The following is a 16,384-nucleotide window of genomic DNA, read 5'->3' as shown; positions in this document are numbered from 1 at the left end:
CTCCCCGTCAGCTTAAACAACCAAGAGACTACTAGGGTAGGTATATGAGACGCGCTAAAATTGTGGCCACCTTTGGACCGGCGATCGCCAGCTTCGAGAACACTCTCGCCGTGCTGGAAGCCGGCGTGGACGTGGCCCGGATGAACATGAGCCACGGCGACTACTCCGTGCACGACAACACGTACGAGAACGTGCGCAAGGCCGCTAAGCAGCTGGGTAAGGCCGTCGCCATCATGGCCGACCTGCAGGGTCCCAAGATCCGCCTGGGCCGCTTCGTCGACGGCCCGCACCTGCTGGCCGTCGGTGACATCTTCACCATCACCACCGAAGACGTCCCGGGCACCAAGGACATCTGCTCCACCACCCTGAAGAGCCTCACCGAAGACGTCAACCCGGGCGACGCCCTGCTGATCGACGACGGCAAGGTGGCCCTGCGCGCCCTGGAGGTCGACGACGTCAAGGTCGTCGCCCAGGTGGTCGTTGGCGGCTTCGTGTCCAACAACAAGGGCATCAACCTCCCCGGCGTGGCCGTCAACGTGCCCGCGCTGAGCGAAAAAGACGAGGATGACCTCCGCTGGGCCATGAAGCGCGGCGTCGACATGGTGGCGCTGTCCTTCGTTCGCGACGCCTCCGACATCACCCGCGTCCACGAGATCATGGACGAAGAGGGCCGCCGGGTTCCGGTCATCGCCAAGATCGAGAAGCCGCAGGCCGTCGAGCAGCTGCCCGAGATCATCGACGCCTTCGACGCCATCATGGTGGCCCGTGGCGACCTCGGCGTGGAGCTTCCGCTGGAGGAAGTGCCGATCGTGCAGAAGCGCGCCGTCGAACTGGCCCGCCGCTGGGCCAAGCCGGTCATCGTCGCCACCCAGGTGCTCGAATCCATGATCGACAACCCGCGCCCGACCCGCGCCGAGGCCTCCGACTGCGCCAACGCCGTGCTCGACGGCGCCGACGCGGTCATGCTCTCCGGCGAGACCAGCGTGGGCAAGTTCCCGATTGAGACCGTCAAGACCATGGCCCGGATTATCGAATCCACCGAGGTCCACGGACTGGAGCGCGTCCCCCGCTGGGCACCAAGCCCAAGACCCGCGGCGGCGCCATCACCCGTGCCGCCGTCGAGATCGCCGACCAGCTGGAGGCGAAGTACATCTGTACCTTCACCCAGTCCGGTGACTCCGCCCGCCGCCTCTCCCGCCTGCGCCCCACCCGCCCGGTGTTCGCGTTCACCCCGGTGGAGCACGTGTGGAACCAGCTGGCGCTGACCTGGGGTATCCAGCCGGTGCTGGTCCCGATGGTGGGCCACACGGATGAGATGACGGCCCAGGTGGACCGCAACCTCCTCGAGATGGACCTCGTCGACGACGGCGACATGGTGGTCATCGCCGCCGGTTCGCCTCCGGGCAAGGCCGGTTCGACCAACATGCTCAAGGTGCACCGCGTGGGCGACCTCGCCGACGCCGGCAGCCAGGGCGACGCGACCGTCACCAAGGACAAGCTCGGCCCGTGGCCGGAAAAGAAGAAGAAGAACAACAAGATCTAGTTCTTCGGACAGATAAGGAGGGCCCCGCCGCTGGAATCCAGCGGCGGGGCCCTCCTTGTTATGTCTCTGTGGTGCCGTCCGGGCTTTAGTTGACCTGGTTGATGATGGTCTCGGCGACCTCGCGCATGCTCAGGCGGCGGTCCATCGAGGTCTTCTGGATCCAGCGGAACGCCTCCGGCTCCGTCAGGCCCATCTTGGTGGTCAGCAGGCTCTTGGCGCGCTCGACGAGCTTGCGGGTGGCGAACTGCTCCTGCAGGTCGCTGACCTCGCTCTCCAGGGCCTTGATCTCCTCATGCCGGGAGAGGGCGATCTCCAGGGCGGGGATCAGGTCCGCGGGGGTAAAGGGCTTGACCACGTAGGCCATGGCTCCGGCGTCGCGGGCGCGCTCGACCAGTTCCTTCTGGCTGAAGGCGGTCAGCAGCACGACGGGGGCGATGCGGGCCTTGACGATCTTCTCGGCGGCGGAGATGCCGTCCATGACGGGCATCTTCACGTCCATGAGGACCAGGTCCGGCTTCAGCTCCTCGGCGAGCTGCACGGCCTTCTCGCCGTTGTCCGCCTCGCCGACGACGTCGTAGCCTTCGCCGCGCAGGATCTCGATGATGTCCAGGCGGATGAGGGTCTCATCCTCGGCGACCACGACGCGGCGGGCGGGCTGGGAAGCGGGGGTGGAATCCGTCTGTTCTGACACGGGAACTCCTTGAAAAGGTACGGCGGGCGTTGTGCCATTCTGTGGCGCGTCCGCGGGTGTACTGGGGCCGTTGGGGATCGATGCGGCTTCACTGGCGCGATTCTGGAATTCAGCCTATCTGCATGTAGAGTAAATCCGCGCACCGGAAGCGATCGCGTTGCTCACAGGACCCCTGGAGCGGCCGATTATGACAGCCGGTGTCTCCGCGCCCGAGTGGCGGAATTGGCAGACGCGCCGCACTCAAAATGCGGTATCGAAAGGTGTGTGGGTTCGAGTCCCACCTCGGGCACAGTAACGCACCCAGCTAGGGGGCAGAGACCCTTATCCCTGCGACGGCGCCGGTCCAGGGGCCCGCGGGGTCGTACCGGATTAATCGGGCAATGACATGGCCCGCCTGCAACTGCACAATTTCTATTCGGGTAGCCGAGCAATCGACCTCGAAAATCTTATCTCTCTTACCCCCAACAACCTGCTCGGTCAGGCGAATTTGCGCATAAGGGATACCGACGCAGGCCATGGTGAAGATATAGGCGCCGGGGTCCTGAATGAGGGCGTCCTCGCGGAACCCGACGCTCGGGCCGTTCGCAGCGCTTGAGGCGGACAGCAGCACCCTGCCCGGCGCGTTCGCGAGGCGGCGCTCAATGTCGGTGTAGTTCCGGACTTCAGTGGCGAGCATGTCTGCATCTTGTTGCGGTGCGCCCCCTGCCTGAAGAGCGGAACTGGTTTTCACCTCCGCCGGAGGGTAATGCCCTTCCTGTTCGTCCTCGTAGGTGCAACCTGTAAGCAGTGTTAGGGCAACCAGTGCCGCGGAGACGTGGAGCCGTCTCTTTCTCCCTCTCCATGTCATGGGCCGAGCCGACCGGCGCAGGAGGCCGAGGGGTTATTCAACGTAGCCTCCCGCCTCATCGCGGAGATGCAGGATCGCGTGGACAGTCCCATAGGCGATGAGCGCCAGGACGAAGCTGAGGACCAGGGTCCATGCCGCGACATCGAAGTACGGGCCCCGCATGATCGGACACCATGCGGCGTCCGGCTGGCGGTGTAGGAGCGGATCGCACTCGATGCTGGACCGTGTCAGCGACAGGTGTAGCAATGCTGAGGCGATCGCACCGGAGCAGATCCCCGCCACCGCGGACGCGGGCCGATGGCGGCACGTAGGTTTCGCCGCGTCGGCCAGTTGCTCACGCGCGAGATCCTGATCGGTCCGGGCAACGGATGGCCGTGGTGGGACAGGACGCCCGAACGCGTTCGTTGGTATATGCGGCGCTGCGGGGTAGGGCTGGTCCGGCGAGTCTTCGGGGACTTCCATGGGTATGCTCCTGCTTGGGCATGCACAGCGTGGTCGGCTTTGGCTCCGGACGTCACCGTCGAGAGGTTGCCGCCTGCGGGGGAGTGCCGCTCGTCTGTCCCGACGTTCAGGGCGGTGACGATTGACGTATGTGAACCGTACCGGGTTTTAGGCCGTCTTCTTGCTGGTGGCCTCGTCGTCTGATGAGGCGTCTATTTGAGCATAGTAGTTCTGCTCGAACTCGTCGGGCGGGATCATGGACAAGGTGCTGTGAAGCCGCTTGGTGTTGTACCAGTGGACCCAGTTCATGGTCGCCTTCTCCACATCCGCCAACTGCTTTAGCGGGCCTGTCATGAAGGGACTGCCTTTGCGGACGCATTCGTTCTTGTACAGACCGATCGTGGATTCCGCGAGGGCGTTGTCGTACGCGTCGCCGACGCTGCCGACGGAAGCCGCCAAGCCTTCAAGCAGCAGTGCCTCTCCGAACCGGATCGAGGTGTACTGGGAGCCGGCGTCACTGTGATGAACCATGCCAGCAGGGACCGGCGTTCCGGCCTGATCCCGGCGCCAGAGCGCCATCTTCAAGGTGGTGAGCACCATGTCCGTGTCTTTGATCGTCGAGCCGTGCCACCCCACGATCGCCCGGGAGAAGACATCAATCGCGAAGGCCACGTACGCAAAGCCGGCCCACGTTCTGACATAAGTGAAGTCGGTGACCCACACGGCGTTCGGCCGGGCCGCGGTGAAGTCCCTGTTCAGCAGATCCGGGGCCCGCTGGGAGTCCTTCGCTGGCGCACCGGCTCTGGGTTTCCGGCCCCGGACGAGGCCGTTCATGGCTTCATCCCGCATGAGCCGGTCGACGGTACATCTGGCCACTTCGTGGCCCTCTCTGCGCAGCCAGGCTGTCATTTTCCGCCGTCCGTACAGGGACTCGGGTTTCTCTGCGGTGTCTTTCAGCGCGTTGACGATAGCAGCGTCCGTGACAGTCCGGGCAGCGGGTGCTTGGATTTCCAGGACCGGTAAGTCCGCGGGGCGACCTGCACGCCCTGCTCACGCAGGACCTTGCAGGCCGGCTCGACCCCGTGGCCATCGGCACGCATTTCGTCGATGAATCCGGCTATTTGCGGCGGCGAGGGTCGAGCTCCCTCGCGAAGAAAATCGAGGCTTTCTTCAGGATCTCGTTGGCCTCCCGCAGTTCCCGGTTCTCACTTTCCAGCTCCCTGATCCGGGTCTGCTCGGCACTGGTGACGCCGGGACGTTCGTCGGCGTCGATCTGGGCCTGGAGAACCCACCGGCGCAGGGACTCCCTGCCGATATTGAGCTTGGGTCCGATGGCGGAGCAGGCGGCGAAAACGGAGTCGTACTCACTGAGGTGGTCCAGGACCATCCGCACGGCACGCTCACGCTGGTCCTGGGGGTATCGCTTGGGCATGATCGCCATCCTTCACAAAAAGGAAGCGGCATCAAACCCGGTACGGTTCAATGCCCGGGATGAACGAGTCGTGACCGAATGAGAAAGCGCGCCAATGCGTCGGGCGGCCGCGATAAGCCGCGCTCAGTCGGGCCTCGTGGGTGAGCACGGCCTTTCGGGGACGGTGTTCAGCTGCCGGCCGGGCGCACCTAGAGCGAAGGCTCGCTCATTCTCGGTTTGAGCGAGCCGAGATTAGCGGCTATGGAGCCAGCAGCGCACAAACATCCGTGACTTTGCCGGGGCCGGTGAGCCCTGCGTTCGGATATACCGGCCCATTCAACAGATAACCCAACTGGCCGGAGGTGTAGAAGATCCCAGGGACCCCATAGACCTTCGGGACCGAAATCAGGTTCTTACCGGTCAAGTTGATGAGAAAGTCTGGAATGGTGAAGTCAAATGCCAGCCGGATAGTCCCGTTCAACTTGTAGGTCACGGATTTCGACGACGGTACCCGGCCTGTCAGCGTGACTGAGACGTCGGCACCGACGTTGGTGTAGAACTTCATCGGCTTGGAATCATCGACTATATGGTGGGGAAACTTTTCAAGCACCTTCATCTGGCCCGAATAGACGGCATCGACCTGGAACCCAGGGCAGTCGAGCGTCTCTGATGTCGGTTCCACCGGCGTGACCGGGGCGGCCGCGGCCGGTCCCGGTCCCGCGTAAAGGCCTAGAAGAAGAAAAACAGGAATCAGTGCGCGTTTCATGAGGTGGCTCCTTTTTGCTTTCGGAAAAAGTCCCCCCACGGGTACGGGAAATCCCTAACGTCTGTCCGCGCATCGTAGGCCCGCCGCGCGGTGGCGGCTAGGGCCAGTCTTCCTTGAGGTGCCCTCCTTCGTTTTCGCCGAGCGCCCGGCCACTTCAGGCCCAGAGGCGTGCGTTACTAGCATTGGAGGCCGCGCTTGGGGCGGCCCGCACGGAATTGTTGGCGCGGCGCTCAGTCCTCAAGCTTCGAATGCTCGCCCAGCCGGTGCCATGAACGGTTGTGGTAAACCAGTGCGTCGCCGGGTTCGCCAGCTTGGACCCTCACGCATCACTCGGGACTCCAGGGCGTGAACGGCGATGATTGTGGAGGTCCCTACCTCCATGCGATTAATAACGACGCAACGCACCCAGGCGCGGACATCCTCATACACCGCTTCGCCGGTTGGAAGGGGTGCCCAGCGGTGCGACTGATCAAATCGGTCGGCCCCGGGCGTCGCGCCACACTTCGCCAGGTCGACGTCGTGCGCGTCCAGCAGGTGCACGACGACGGTGTCGGCGCGCAGAAGTACCTCCGACGCAGAGGACAGTGCCGAGACCGAGAAAATCAGCAACGGAGGTTCGGCACTCACAGACACGACCGACGATACCGTCAGCGCCACCGGTCCATCGCCGGCGTCCGCCGTGATGACGGCGACACCTCCCGGGTGGCCACGGAACAGTGCCTTGAATTCGTCGGCCGTGAGGGACGACGGGAAGCGTTGCTCGGGTGGCTGTAGCCAGGTATCCGGAGGGTAGGCGTGGAACACGGTTACGACGCCCCGGGGGCGGAGCGGGCGAGCTCCTCCCGAACGATGTTCGTCCCGGCGCTCAGGGCACTCAGCTTCGCCAGTGCCACATCCCGGGGAAACGGCGCCATGCCGCAGTTGGAGCTGGGGATCAGCTTGTCCGCATCGACGAACTGCAGGGCCTTGCGGAGCGTGTTGGCGACCTCCTCCGGGGTCTCGATGGTCTCGCTGGCGACGTCGATGGCCCCGAGCATGACTTTCTTGCCGCGGAGGAGTTCGATGAGGTCCATGGGCACGTGCGAGTTCTGGCATTCCAGCGAGATGATGTCGATGCTGGAGGCCTGCAACAGCGGGAAGGTCTCCTCGTACTGCCGCCACTGCGCGCCGAGCGTCGCTTTCCAGTCGTTATTTGCCTTGATCCCGTAGCCGTAGCAGATATGCACGGCGGTCTCCGCGCGCAGTCCTTCTGCCGCCCGCTCAAGCGCTGCCACGCCCCAGTCCTTGACCTCGTCGAGGAAAACATTGAACGCGGGCTCGTCGAACTGGATGATGTCCACGCCGGCCGCTTCCAGTTCTTTCGCCTCCTGGTTCAGGATCGTGGCGAACTCCCAGGCCAGCTTTTCGCGGCTTTTGTAGTGGTCATCGTAGAGCGTGTCCACCATCGTCATGGGACCGGGGAGGGTCCACTTGATCGGGCGGTCGGTGGTTGCGCGGAGGAACTTTGCGTCGTCGACGAACACCGGCCGTTCGCGGCGCACCGGTCCGACGACGGTCGGTACGCTCGCGTCGTAGCGGTCGCGGATGCGCACGGTCTTGCGCTGTTCAAAGTCGACCCCGCTGAGATTTTCGATGAAGGTCGTGACGAAGTGCTGGCGGGTCTGTTCGCCGTCGCCGACGATGTCGATGCCGCGTCGGGTCTGCTCGTGGATTGCGATGCGGAGTGCATCCTCCTTGCCCTCGAGCAGTGCGTCTCCCTCCAGTTTCCACGGGGACCAAAGAGTTTCCGGCTGGGCGAGCCACGATGGTTTCGGCAGGCTTCCGACGACGGTGGTGGGCAAAAGTGTGTTCATGAGTGAGAATTCTCCGTGTGTCAGCTGACGAGAGCGGGGTAGTTGGCGGTCCACCGGTCCAGTAGATCCCTGTGGGGTGTGATGAAGTGCTCTTCCGTGTACTTCGCCTGGGTGATCGCGAGCTGACCGCGCTCGACGCGGTCGTAGGCGATCTGTGTCCGCGAGTAATCCTGCTCGCCCAGGCTCGGCTGGTAGACGGCGGCGGCGGCGGAGTTCGCGTTGTAGACCTCCGGGCGGTAGATCTTCTGGAACGTCTCCATGGTGCTGATCGTGCCGATGAGCTGCAGGTTGGAGTAGTCGTTGAGTAGGTCGCCGCGGAAATAGAAGGCAAGCGGCGCAACGCTGCCGGGTGGCATGAAGTAGCGGACCTGCAGCCCCATCTTTGCGAAGTATGCGTCGGTCAGCGATAACTCGTCCTGCTGGTACTCGACGCCCAGGACTGGGTGCCGGTTCTCCGTTCGCCGGTACGTCCTGCTCGTTGAGACGCTGATGCACACCACGGGCGGCTGCGGGAAGCGCTCGTGGCACGCCGGGGAATCGAGGAACTGCTGGAACAGTTTGCCGTGAAGGTCGCCGAAGTCCTCCGGGATGGTGGGCTTGCCGGACTCCGCTGCTGCCGCCGGAAGCACGACGCTGAAGTCGAAGTCACGGACGTAGGAAGAGAAGTTGTTCCCGACGATCCCATGGTGGCGGACCCTGTTCAGTCGGTCGACGATCGAGATGTCGAGAACCTCGAACAGGGGGAACTGCCGATCCGTACCATCCGCGGTGAACTCTATTTGTACGGAGACGATGTCGAGCTCGAGCGCATAGCGGTCCCTGTCAGGGTTGTCCCAGTCTGCGAGATCGTTGAAGCGGCGCCGCATCATTGTCAGGGCGTTGCGGAGGTTCTCCCGGCGGTGCTCGCCCCGTGCCAGGTTGGCGAAATTCGTCGTGATCCGGGAGTCCTCCGACGGGGTGTAGTCCTCGTCGAAGCGTGTCGTGGTGATGCTGAAGGTGAAGTCGTCTGCCATGTGCTGCCAATCCTTTGATGGGCCGGAGACGGCCGTTCCTACGCGGATGTACCCATGGTGCAGTGTCCCTGGGGGTATCGAGTAACTAGTGCTTACTATGCATTCATATAGAATTTGCCTATGGCCCAGATTTCGAGCGGACTGACCCTGCAGCAGCTCCGCTACTTCATAGAAGTTGCAGCTGAGGGGTCAATCTCCGCGGCCGCCGATCTTCTTTACGTAGCCCAGCCGACCATGTCCGCAGCGATGAAAGACCTTGAGGCCCGGGTGGGCCGCGCCCTGCTGGTTCGCTCCGCCCGCGGGGTCACCCTCACCGCGGACGGGGCAGAGTTCCTCGGGTATGCGCGGCAGGTCGTCGAGCAATTCGCCCTTCTCGAGCAGCGTTACCTTGGCAGGCCGCCGACGCGGCGCCTGCTGGGGGTGTCAACGCAGCACTACTCGTTCGCGGTGGACGCGTTCGTCCGGATGGTCAAGGCCACTGAGGTGGCCGAATACGAGTTCTCGCTCCGTGAGTCCCGCACCTGGGACATCATCGAGGACGTCCGCACGCTCCGCAGCGAGCTAGGCATCCTTTACCGGAACGATTTCAACCGCAAGGTCATCGACAAGCTGCTCCGGGAATCCGGGCTCGCGTTCACTCCACTTTTCCACGCCGATCCGCACATTTTTGTTGCACGGAACAACCCGCTGGCGTCCAAGGAGCGCGCGACTCTCGACGATCTCGCCGGCATGCCGCGGCTGACCTTCGATCAAGGTGCGAACAACTCCTTTTACTTCGCCGAAGAGATTCTCTCCACCATGTCCAGCAAGCAGGAGATCAGGGTTTCCGACCGTGCCACGATCTTCAACCTCATGATCGGGCTCCACGGCTACACGATCTCGACGGGCATCATCAGCGGGGAGCTCGACCCCGAGATCGTCGCCATCCCGCTCGACGTTGACGAACGCATCGAGATCGGCTGGATCGGTCACGCCGCAATCCCGCTGACCGAGCAGGCGAAGCGTTACCTCGGGGAATTGCGGGCCGTGGTCTCTGAGTTCGGCATAGGGCTACTCGGCTGACTGCAGTTGAGCGGGTGGGTCTCCCTCGGCGAAGGAGGCGCCCAGTCGCGTTCGATTCCCGCCGCAGTCGCAGTGTCCTGTCCTGTCCTTCTTTTGGCTCCGCGGCGCGTTCCTGTTGCGCCGAATGTGATCTGGGATAAGCTCCAAAGATGGCACCGCGGAGTTTTCTTGAATGGCCGGTCATCCGGCAGCTCAGCACCGGCGATTTGCTGGGGCGCGGTCCCTCCGTGACCTCGCCCAAGACCCGAAGCATCGCCCCGCGCACGGCCACCGCCGACAAGGTGGTGCAGAGCGTCTGCCCGTACTGCGCCGTCGGTTGCGGCCAGCGCGTCTACGTGAAAGACGAACGCGTCGTCCAGATCGAGGGTGACCCGGATTCGCCCATCTCGCGCGGCCGGCTCTGCCCCAAGGGATCCGCCAGCGAACAGCTCGTCAACTCTCCCGGCCGTCAGACAAAGGTCCTCTACCGCGCCCCGCGCGCCAAGGAATGGCAGCGGCTGGAACTCTCCACCGCCGTCGACATGATCGCCGACCGCTTCATCGAAAGCCGCCGCCGGACCTGGCAGCAGACCGACGATCACGGGCGCCTGTTGCGCCGGACCATGGGCATCGCCTCGCTCGGCGGCGCCACCCTGGACAACGAAGAGAACTACCTGATCAAGAAGCTCTTCACTGCCGCCGGAGCGGTACAGACGGAGAACCAAGCCCGTATATGACACTCCGCCACGGTTCCCAGTTTGGGAGCCTCGTTTGGACGCGGTGGTGCAACGCAATCACTGCAGGACATGGCCAACGCCGACTGCATCATCATTCAGGGATCCAACATGGCCGAGTGCCATCCGGTCGGATTCCAGTGGGTAGCGGAGGCGAAGGCACGCGGAGCCAAGGTCATCCACATCGACCCCCGGTTCACGCGCACCTCGGCGGTCGCTGACAAGCACCTGCCGATCCGGGCCGGATCCGACGTCGTGCTTCTTGGCGCCCTCATCAACTACGTCATCGCCAATGACCTGTGGTTTAAGGAGTACGTGTCCGCGTACACCAACGCGGCCACCCTGGTCCACGAGGATTACCGCGACGCCGAGGATTTGGGCGGCCTGTTCTCCGGTTTCGACCCGGAGAAGGGTGCCTACGACAACTCGTCCTGGGCCTACGACGAAGCCGAAGACGGCTCGATCGGCGAACCGGCCGGCCCGGAACACGGCGCTGAGGCCGGGGCCCGGGCCTCCGGTGATACCTTCGGCAGCGGCGGCCCGCCCCTTGAGCACGCCGAGGTGCTGCGGGACGACACGCTGCAGAACCCCCGGACCGTTTTCCAGATCGTGAAGCGGCACTACGCCCGCTACACCCCGAACATGGTGCGCGATATGTGCGGCATCAGCGAGGCGGACTTTGCCTACCTGGCGAAGACCATCACGGAGAACTCCGGCCGCGACCGGACCACCTGCTTCGCCTACGCCGTGGGCTGGACCCAGCACTCCCTGGGCGCCCAGTTCATCCGTGCCGCCGCCATCCTCCAGTTGCTGCTGGGGAACGTGGGGCGCCCGGGCGGCGGAATCATGGCCCTGCGCGGCCACGCCAGCATCCAGGGCTCCACCGACATTCCCACGCTGTTCAACCTGCTGCCCGGCTATCTGCCGATGCCCAGCGCCGGCCGCCACGACACCCTCGAGGAGTACCTCAAGGCCAACGCCTCGAAGAACCAAAAGGGTTTCTGGGCCGACGCCGACGCGTACACCATCAGCCTGCTGAAGGCGTGGTGGGGTGATGCGGCGACGGCGGACAACGACTGGGCGTACGACTACCTGCCGCGCCTGACCGGTGCGCACGGGACCTACGAGACCGTGATGAGCATGCTTCGGGATGAGGTGGAAGGCTACTTCCTGCTCGGCCAGAACCCGGCGGTGGGCTCGGCCCACGGCCGGATGCAGCGCCTGGGCATGTCCCACCTTAAGTGGCTGGTGGTCCGCGACCTGAACATGATCGAGTCGGCGACGTGGTGGAAGGACGGCCCGGAGATCGAGTCCGGGGAACTGAGCACCGAGGACATCGAGACCGAGGTCTTCTTCCTGCCGGCGGCGACCCACGTGGAGAAGGCCGGGTCCTTTACCCAGACCCAGCGGCTGCTGCGGTGGCGTCACCAGGCGGTGGCCCCCCGGGGGAGTGCCAGAGCGAACTGCAGTTCTTCTACGAACTCGGTCACCGGATCCGGGAGAAGCTCGCCGACTCCCAAGACGAACGCGACCGTCCGCTGCTGGACCTGACATGGGACTACCCGACGGACGAGCACGGCGACCTGGATCCCGAGTCGGTGCTGGCCGAGATCAACGGCCGTCACCTCACCGGACCGGATGCCGGGAAGCCCCTTTCCGCCTACACCGAACTCCGCGCCGACGGCTCGACGACGGCGGGCTGCTGGATCTACACCGGCGTCTACGCAGAGGGGATCAACCACGCCGCCAACCGTAAGCCGGGCCAGGAGCAGGGCCCCGCGGCCCCCGAGTGGGGCTGGGCCTGGCCGGCCAACCGCCGGATCCTGTACAACCGTGCCTCCGCCGACCCGGACGGCAAGCCGTGGAGCGAGCGCAAGAAGTACATCTGGTGGGACGAGGAACAAGGCAAGTGGGTGGGCGACGACGTCCCCGACTTCCCGCCGACCCTCGCCCCCGGGACCAAACCCGATCCGTCCGTGGGCGGGCCGGCCGCGCTCAGCGGAGACGATCCGTTCATCATGCAGTCCGACGGCAAGGGCTGGCTCTTCGCGCCGAAGGGACTCGTGGACGGGCCGCTCCCGACCCACTACGAGGCCCAGGAATCACCGGTCGCCAACGGCCTCTACCCGCAGCAGCAGAGCCCGTCACGCCTGAAATACCCCCGGAAGGACAACCTCAGCGCGCCCAGCGCAGGCGACCCTGGCGCTGACGTCTACCCGTTCGTGTTCACCACGTACCGGCTCACCGAGCACCACACGGCCGGCGGCATGAGCCGTTGGCTGCCGTACCTGTCCGAGCTGCAACCGGAGATGTTCTGCGAGGTCTCGCCCGAACTGGCCGCCGAGCGCGGACTGGAGCCCTACGGCTGGGCCACCATCATCTCGGCGCGGTCGGCCATCGAGGCGAAGGTGCTGGTCACGGAGCGAATGACGCCGCTGACCGTCGGGAACCACACCGTTCACCAGATCGGGTTGCCCTACCACTGGGGCGTCGGGAACAGCGCCGTCGTCAGCGGCGACGCCGCCAACGACCTGCTGGGCGTAACCCTCGACCCCAACGTCCAGATCCAGGAATCGAAGGTGGCCTCCTGCGACATCCGCCCCGGGCGCAGGCCGCGGGGACCGGAACTGCTGGCGCTCGTCGCCGAGTACCAGGAGCGCGCCGGGCTCACCGTGGAGACCAGCAACAGCACGGTGACCCATCCGGACGTCGAGGGTGAGCACCCCGGCGAGCATCCGGGCGGGCCGACGCCGTGACCCGCGCCCCGGGAGCTGCCCGGCACGCAGCAAATCTTGCCCGGTCCGGGCGGCGGCACCTCGCCGCCGCCCGGACACCGACCCGACGTTGGAGGACCGCATGGGCCAGCTGACCGGACCGACCGACCCCACCACCGACGCGCACTGGGAACACAACCATCCCCGCAAGGGATTCTTCACCGACACCTCCATCTGCATCGGCTGCAAGGCCTGCGAGGTGGCGTGCAAGGAATGGAACCACAACCCGCAGGACGGGAACCTGGAACTCCTGGGCTCCTCCTATGACAACACCGGGTCCCTCGGTGCCAGCACCTGGCGGCATGTCGCCTTCATCGAGCAGGGCCAGGAACGCATCGCCGAGGCGCGGGAATCCGGCCGTGCGCTGGTGAGCCTGGGCATGCCGCGCATCGGGCCGCCGCCGCGGCCCGGGACGGTCGTCGCGGGTGCGGACACCACGCCGCCGGACACCGCCGACTTCCGCTGGCTGATGTCCTCGGATGTGTGCAAGCACTGCACGCACGCCGGCTGCCTGGACGTGTGCCCCACCGGGGCGCTGTTCCGTACCGAATTCGGCACTGTGGTGGTGCAGGACGACGTCTGTAACGGCTGCGGCACCTGCGTGGCGGGCTGCCCCTTCGGCGTCATCGAACGGCGCAGCAACGGCACCGTCAAGGTTGCCACCAGCCGCGAGGAGCAGCACGCCGGGCACCCAGAGGTCCCGAACGCCGGCGTCGCGCAGAAATGCACGCTCTGCTATGACCGGCTCGTGGCCGACGAGACGCCCGCCTGCGCCAAGGCCTGCCCGACGACGTCGATCAAGTTCGGCGACCACGACGACATGGTGGAGACCGCGAAGGAACGGGTCGCCACCCTGCACGCCCAGGGTATGACCGAGGCGCGGCTCTACGGCGCGAACGAGAACGACGGCGTGGGCGGGACTGGCTCGGTCTTCCTGCTGCTCGACGAACCCGAGGTCTACGGCCTCCCGCCGGACCCTCGGGTTCCCACCGCCGACCTGCCGAAGATGTACCGGCGCGCCGCCGTCGCGGTCGCCGGCATGGCGGCGGCCGCCGCCGTGGCATTCCTTGGAGGACGCGAGTGACGCTTTCCGAATTCGACAGCTTCCGTCCCGCGGAACCCGCCCGACGCCGTCGTAACGGGGGCAAGCGGGGACCCGGCCGACGCAGGGACAACGGTGACGGCTCCCGCGAAATGCCGATGGTGCCGGAGCCGGAGTTCACCTCCTACTACGGCCGCCCCGTCGTCAAGCCGGCGCCGTGGGGCGACGACGTCGCCGCATACCTGTTCCTCGGCGGCGTTGCCGGCGGCTCGGCCCTGCTGGCCGCCGGCGCCCAACTGAGCGGACGGCCGCTGCTGCGGCGGAACGCCCGGCTCGGTGCCCTCGGCGCCGTCGGCCTCGGCGCCGTCGCCCTGGTCAAGGACCTCGGGCGCCCGGAACGCTTCCTGCACATGCTGCGCACCTTCAAGGTAACCTCCCCGATGAGCGTCGGCTCCTGGATCCTCAGCGCCTTCAGCGCCGGGGCCGGCGTCGCCGCCGCGGCGGAGGTCGACCGGCTGACCGGTGAACGGCTGCCGCTGGGACCGCTGCGGGGCGTGCTGCGCGCCGTCGAAGGCCCGGCCGGCCTCGAAGCCGCCGTCTTCGCGGGCCCGCTGGCGGCCTACACTGCCGTCCTCCTCGGCGACACCGCGACGCCGACCTGGAACGAGATGCACGGAGAACTGCCGTTCGTGTTCGTCAGCTCCGCCAGCCTGGCCTCCGCCGGGCTAGCGATGGTGACGACGCCAGTTCGAGAGGCCGGCCCCGCTCGGAACTTCGCGCTCCTCGGCGTGGTCGGGGACGTCGTGGCCATGAAGATCATGGAACGCCGGATGGACCCGGTGGCCGCAGAGCCCCTGCACCAGGGCAAGGCCGGCACCATGCTGACGTGGAGTGAGCGGCTTGTCCTGGCCGGGGGACTGGGAACCCTGCTCGGAGGCCGAAACAGGATCGTGGCGGCGGCGTCGGGACTGGCGCTGCTGGCCGGTTCGGCGCTGACCCGCTTCGGCGTGTTCGAGGCCGGGCTCGCCTCGGCCAAGGATCCCCGCTACACGATCGAACCGCAGAAGCGGCGCCTGGAAAAGCGGCGTGCCGCCGGGATCACCGGCGACGCCATCACCACCGGCAGCTGACGGAGCGGCCCGGGCGGTTGCGGACAGTCTTTCAGTCCTGCGCGGGCCGTCGGCGCGCCGGGCCTAGCGGATCCGGATGCCCTGGCCCGCCGTCGTATGCCCGATCACCGGGTAGCCGGGCACCTCGCCGACCACCAGCAGGCCGCCGGAGGTCTGCGCGTCCGCCAAAAGCAGCAGGTCGTCCTCGGTAATGCCGGCGTCGGCGTCGAGGTGGGCCCGCACCCAGTCCAGGTTGCGCTTGGTGCCGCCGGAGACGAACCCGTCGCGGAGCGCTTCGCGGGCCCCGTCCACCAGGGGGACGGACTGCAAGTCAATCACGGCACCGATTCCGGAGGCGCGGACCATCTTGTAGAGGTGCCCCAGCAGGCCGAAACCCGTGACGTCCGTGGCGGCCTTCGCCCCGGCGGCGACGGCCGCGTCGGAGGCATCCCGGTTGAGCCGCGCCATCGTCTCGACCGCCTCGGCGAAGACCTCGCCGGTCTGCTTGTGGCGGTTGTTGAGCAGCCCGACGCCGAGGGGCTTGGTCAGGGTGATGGGCAGGCCGGGCGCGGCGGCGTCGTTGCGCAGCAGGCGATCCGGGTGCGCGACGCCGGTGACGGCCATGCCGTACTTGGGCTCCGGATCGTCGATGGAGTGGCCGCCCAGCACCGGGCATCCCGCCTCGGTGGCGACGCTGAGCCCGCCGCGGAGCACCTCGGTCATGAGTTCCATCGGGAGCACGCCGCGCGGCCGGCCGAGGAGGTTGATGGCCGTCACGGGCCGGCCGCCCATGGCATAGATGTCGGACAACGCGTTGGCCGCAGCGATGCGGCCCCAGTCGTAGGCGTCGTCGACCACCGGGGTGAAGAAGTCGGCCGTGGTGAGGACCGCCAGGTCCTCGCGGACCAGGACGGCGGAGGCGTCGTCGCCGCTGTCCAGACCGACCAGCACCTCCGGCCCGGGGTGCCCGATCAGGCCGCGGACAGCGTCCTCGAGTTCGCCCGGCGGGATCTTGCAGGCACATCCTCCGCCGTGCGCAAAGCCTGTGAGCCGGATGGGCTCGGCGCCCTCTTCCGGCTCCCGGATAGTTGTCTGGGCCTCGGTCACCCGCCCAGCGTA

Annotated in this window: 10 protein-coding genes, 1 tRNA gene, 4 pseudogenes and 1 other annotated feature; of the genes and pseudogenes, 6 read left to right on the top strand and 9 right to left on the bottom strand. The window is 66.1% G+C overall.

Going from position 1 to position 16,384, the window contains the following annotated elements; translation table 11 throughout:
• The first annotated feature begins 44 nt into the window (after positions 1–44).
• A pseudogene (gene pyk / locus ACRQ5B_RS15295) lies at positions 45–1,543 on the top strand (pyruvate kinase).
• Positions 1,544–1,628: 85 nt separating this feature from the next.
• Here pyk and ACRQ5B_RS15290 read toward each other — a convergent pair.
• Positions 1,629–2,234, bottom strand: coding sequence for an ANTAR domain-containing response regulator (locus ACRQ5B_RS15290; protein ID WP_290258035.1), 606 nt, complete (start codon positions 2,232–2,234; stop codon positions 1,629–1,631).
• Positions 2,235–2,441: 207 nt separating this feature from the next.
• Here ACRQ5B_RS15290 and ACRQ5B_RS15285 point away from each other — a divergent pair.
• Positions 2,442–2,523 (top strand) — tRNA-Leu (locus ACRQ5B_RS15285).
• Between the two features lie 15 nt (positions 2,524–2,538).
• Here the strand turns inward: ACRQ5B_RS15285 and ACRQ5B_RS15280 are convergent.
• The 7 genes and pseudogenes from ACRQ5B_RS15280 to ACRQ5B_RS15250 form a co-directional block, all read right to left on the bottom strand.
• Complete coding sequence (locus tag ACRQ5B_RS15280; protein ID WP_432395307.1) at positions 2,539–2,910, bottom strand: hypothetical protein; 372 nt, start codon at positions 2,908–2,910, stop codon at positions 2,539–2,541.
• 204 nt (positions 2,911–3,114) lie between these two features.
• Entirely contained in the window at positions 3,115–3,243 is a 129-nt protein-coding gene (locus ACRQ5B_RS15275; RefSeq protein WP_432395304.1) for a hypothetical protein, read from the bottom strand.
• A 447-nt stretch (positions 3,244–3,690) separates the two neighbouring features.
• A pseudogene (locus ACRQ5B_RS15270) lies at positions 3,691–4,954 on the bottom strand (IS3 family transposase).
• Positions 4,551–4,685 (bottom strand) — a sequence feature (AL1L pseudoknot). Its footprint overlaps the pseudogene before it by 135 nt.
• Before the next feature lie 238 nt (positions 4,955–5,192).
• On the bottom strand, positions 5,193–5,699 hold the full coding sequence (locus ACRQ5B_RS15265) for a hypothetical protein (RefSeq protein ID WP_432395301.1): 507 nt from the start codon (positions 5,697–5,699) through the stop codon (positions 5,193–5,195).
• A gap of 230 nt (positions 5,700–5,929) precedes the next feature.
• Positions 5,930–6,503, bottom strand: a pseudogene (locus tag ACRQ5B_RS15260) (flavin reductase family protein).
• Between the two features lie 2 nt (positions 6,504–6,505).
• Positions 6,506–7,552: a methionine synthase gene (locus ACRQ5B_RS15255; protein WP_432395299.1), complete on the bottom strand. Its 1,047-nt coding sequence runs from the start codon at positions 7,550–7,552 to the stop codon at positions 6,506–6,508.
• A 20-nt stretch (positions 7,553–7,572) separates the two neighbouring features.
• Positions 7,573–8,565, bottom strand: coding sequence for a DUF1852 domain-containing protein (locus tag ACRQ5B_RS15250; RefSeq protein ID WP_432395296.1), 993 nt, complete (start codon positions 8,563–8,565; stop codon positions 7,573–7,575).
• Between the two features lie 120 nt (positions 8,566–8,685).
• Here ACRQ5B_RS15250 and ACRQ5B_RS15245 point away from each other — a divergent pair, with 120 nt between their 5' ends.
• The 4 genes and pseudogenes from ACRQ5B_RS15245 to nrfD all read left to right on the top strand — a co-directional run bounded on the left by ACRQ5B_RS15245 (position 8,686) and on the right by nrfD (position 15,286).
• A complete protein-coding gene (locus ACRQ5B_RS15245) occupies positions 8,686–9,627 on the top strand; it encodes a LysR family transcriptional regulator (protein ID WP_432395294.1) in 942 nt (313 codons plus the stop codon).
• A gap of 149 nt (positions 9,628–9,776) precedes the next feature.
• Positions 9,777–13,096, top strand: a pseudogene (fdh, locus tag ACRQ5B_RS15240) (formate dehydrogenase).
• A gap of 100 nt (positions 13,097–13,196) precedes the next feature.
• Entirely contained in the window at positions 13,197–14,198 is a 1,002-nt protein-coding gene (locus ACRQ5B_RS15235; RefSeq protein ID WP_432395291.1) for a 4Fe-4S dicluster domain-containing protein, read from the top strand.
• Positions 14,195–15,286: an NrfD/PsrC family molybdoenzyme membrane anchor subunit gene (gene nrfD, locus ACRQ5B_RS15230; RefSeq protein ID WP_432395288.1), complete on the top strand. Its 1,092-nt coding sequence runs from the start codon at positions 14,195–14,197 to the stop codon at positions 15,284–15,286. Before ACRQ5B_RS15235 ends, nrfD begins: the two co-directional genes overlap by 4 nt.
• Positions 15,287–15,349: 63 nt before the next feature.
• Here the strand turns inward: nrfD and selD are convergent, their stop codons facing one another.
• The gene (gene selD / locus ACRQ5B_RS15225) at positions 15,350–16,351 is read right to left on the bottom strand and encodes a selenide, water dikinase SelD (protein ID WP_432398786.1); all 1,002 of its coding nucleotides are present in this window, start codon (positions 16,349–16,351) and stop codon (positions 15,350–15,352) included.
• Positions 16,352–16,384: the final 33 nt, after the last annotated feature.

This window comes from Pseudarthrobacter sp. L19, from assembly GCF_050859435.1.
In the GTDB taxonomy this organism is placed as follows: Bacteria; Actinomycetota; Actinomycetes; order Actinomycetales; family Micrococcaceae; genus Arthrobacter.
Note: the sequence above shows the minus strand (reverse complement) of the source record. Positions and strands in the feature narration are given on the sequence as shown.

What these genes read in the sequence shown, in the direction of transcription:
- ACRQ5B_RS15275 (WP_432395304.1), bottom strand. Translation starts at nt 3,243, where the DNA reads ATGCGGGGCCCGTACTTCGATGTCGCGGCATGGACCCTGGTCCTCAGC.
- ACRQ5B_RS15280 (WP_432395307.1), bottom strand. Translation starts at nt 2,910, where the DNA reads ATGCTCGCCACTGAAGTCCGGAACTACACCGACATTGAGCGCCGCCTC.
- ACRQ5B_RS15265 (WP_432395301.1), bottom strand. Translation starts at nt 5,699, where the DNA reads ATGAAACGCGCACTGATTCCTGTTTTTCTTCTTCTAGGCCTTTACGCG.
- ACRQ5B_RS15245 (WP_432395294.1), top strand. Translation starts at nt 8,686, where the DNA reads ATGGCCCAGATTTCGAGCGGACTGACCCTGCAGCAGCTCCGCTACTTC.
- ACRQ5B_RS15235 (WP_432395291.1), top strand. Translation starts at nt 13,197, where the DNA reads ATGGGCCAGCTGACCGGACCGACCGACCCCACCACCGACGCGCACTGG.
- ACRQ5B_RS15250 (WP_432395296.1), bottom strand. Translation starts at nt 8,565, where the DNA reads ATGGCAGACGACTTCACCTTCAGCATCACCACGACACGCTTCGACGAG.
- ACRQ5B_RS15255 (WP_432395299.1), bottom strand. Translation starts at nt 7,552, where the DNA reads ATGAACACACTTTTGCCCACCACCGTCGTCGGAAGCCTGCCGAAACCA.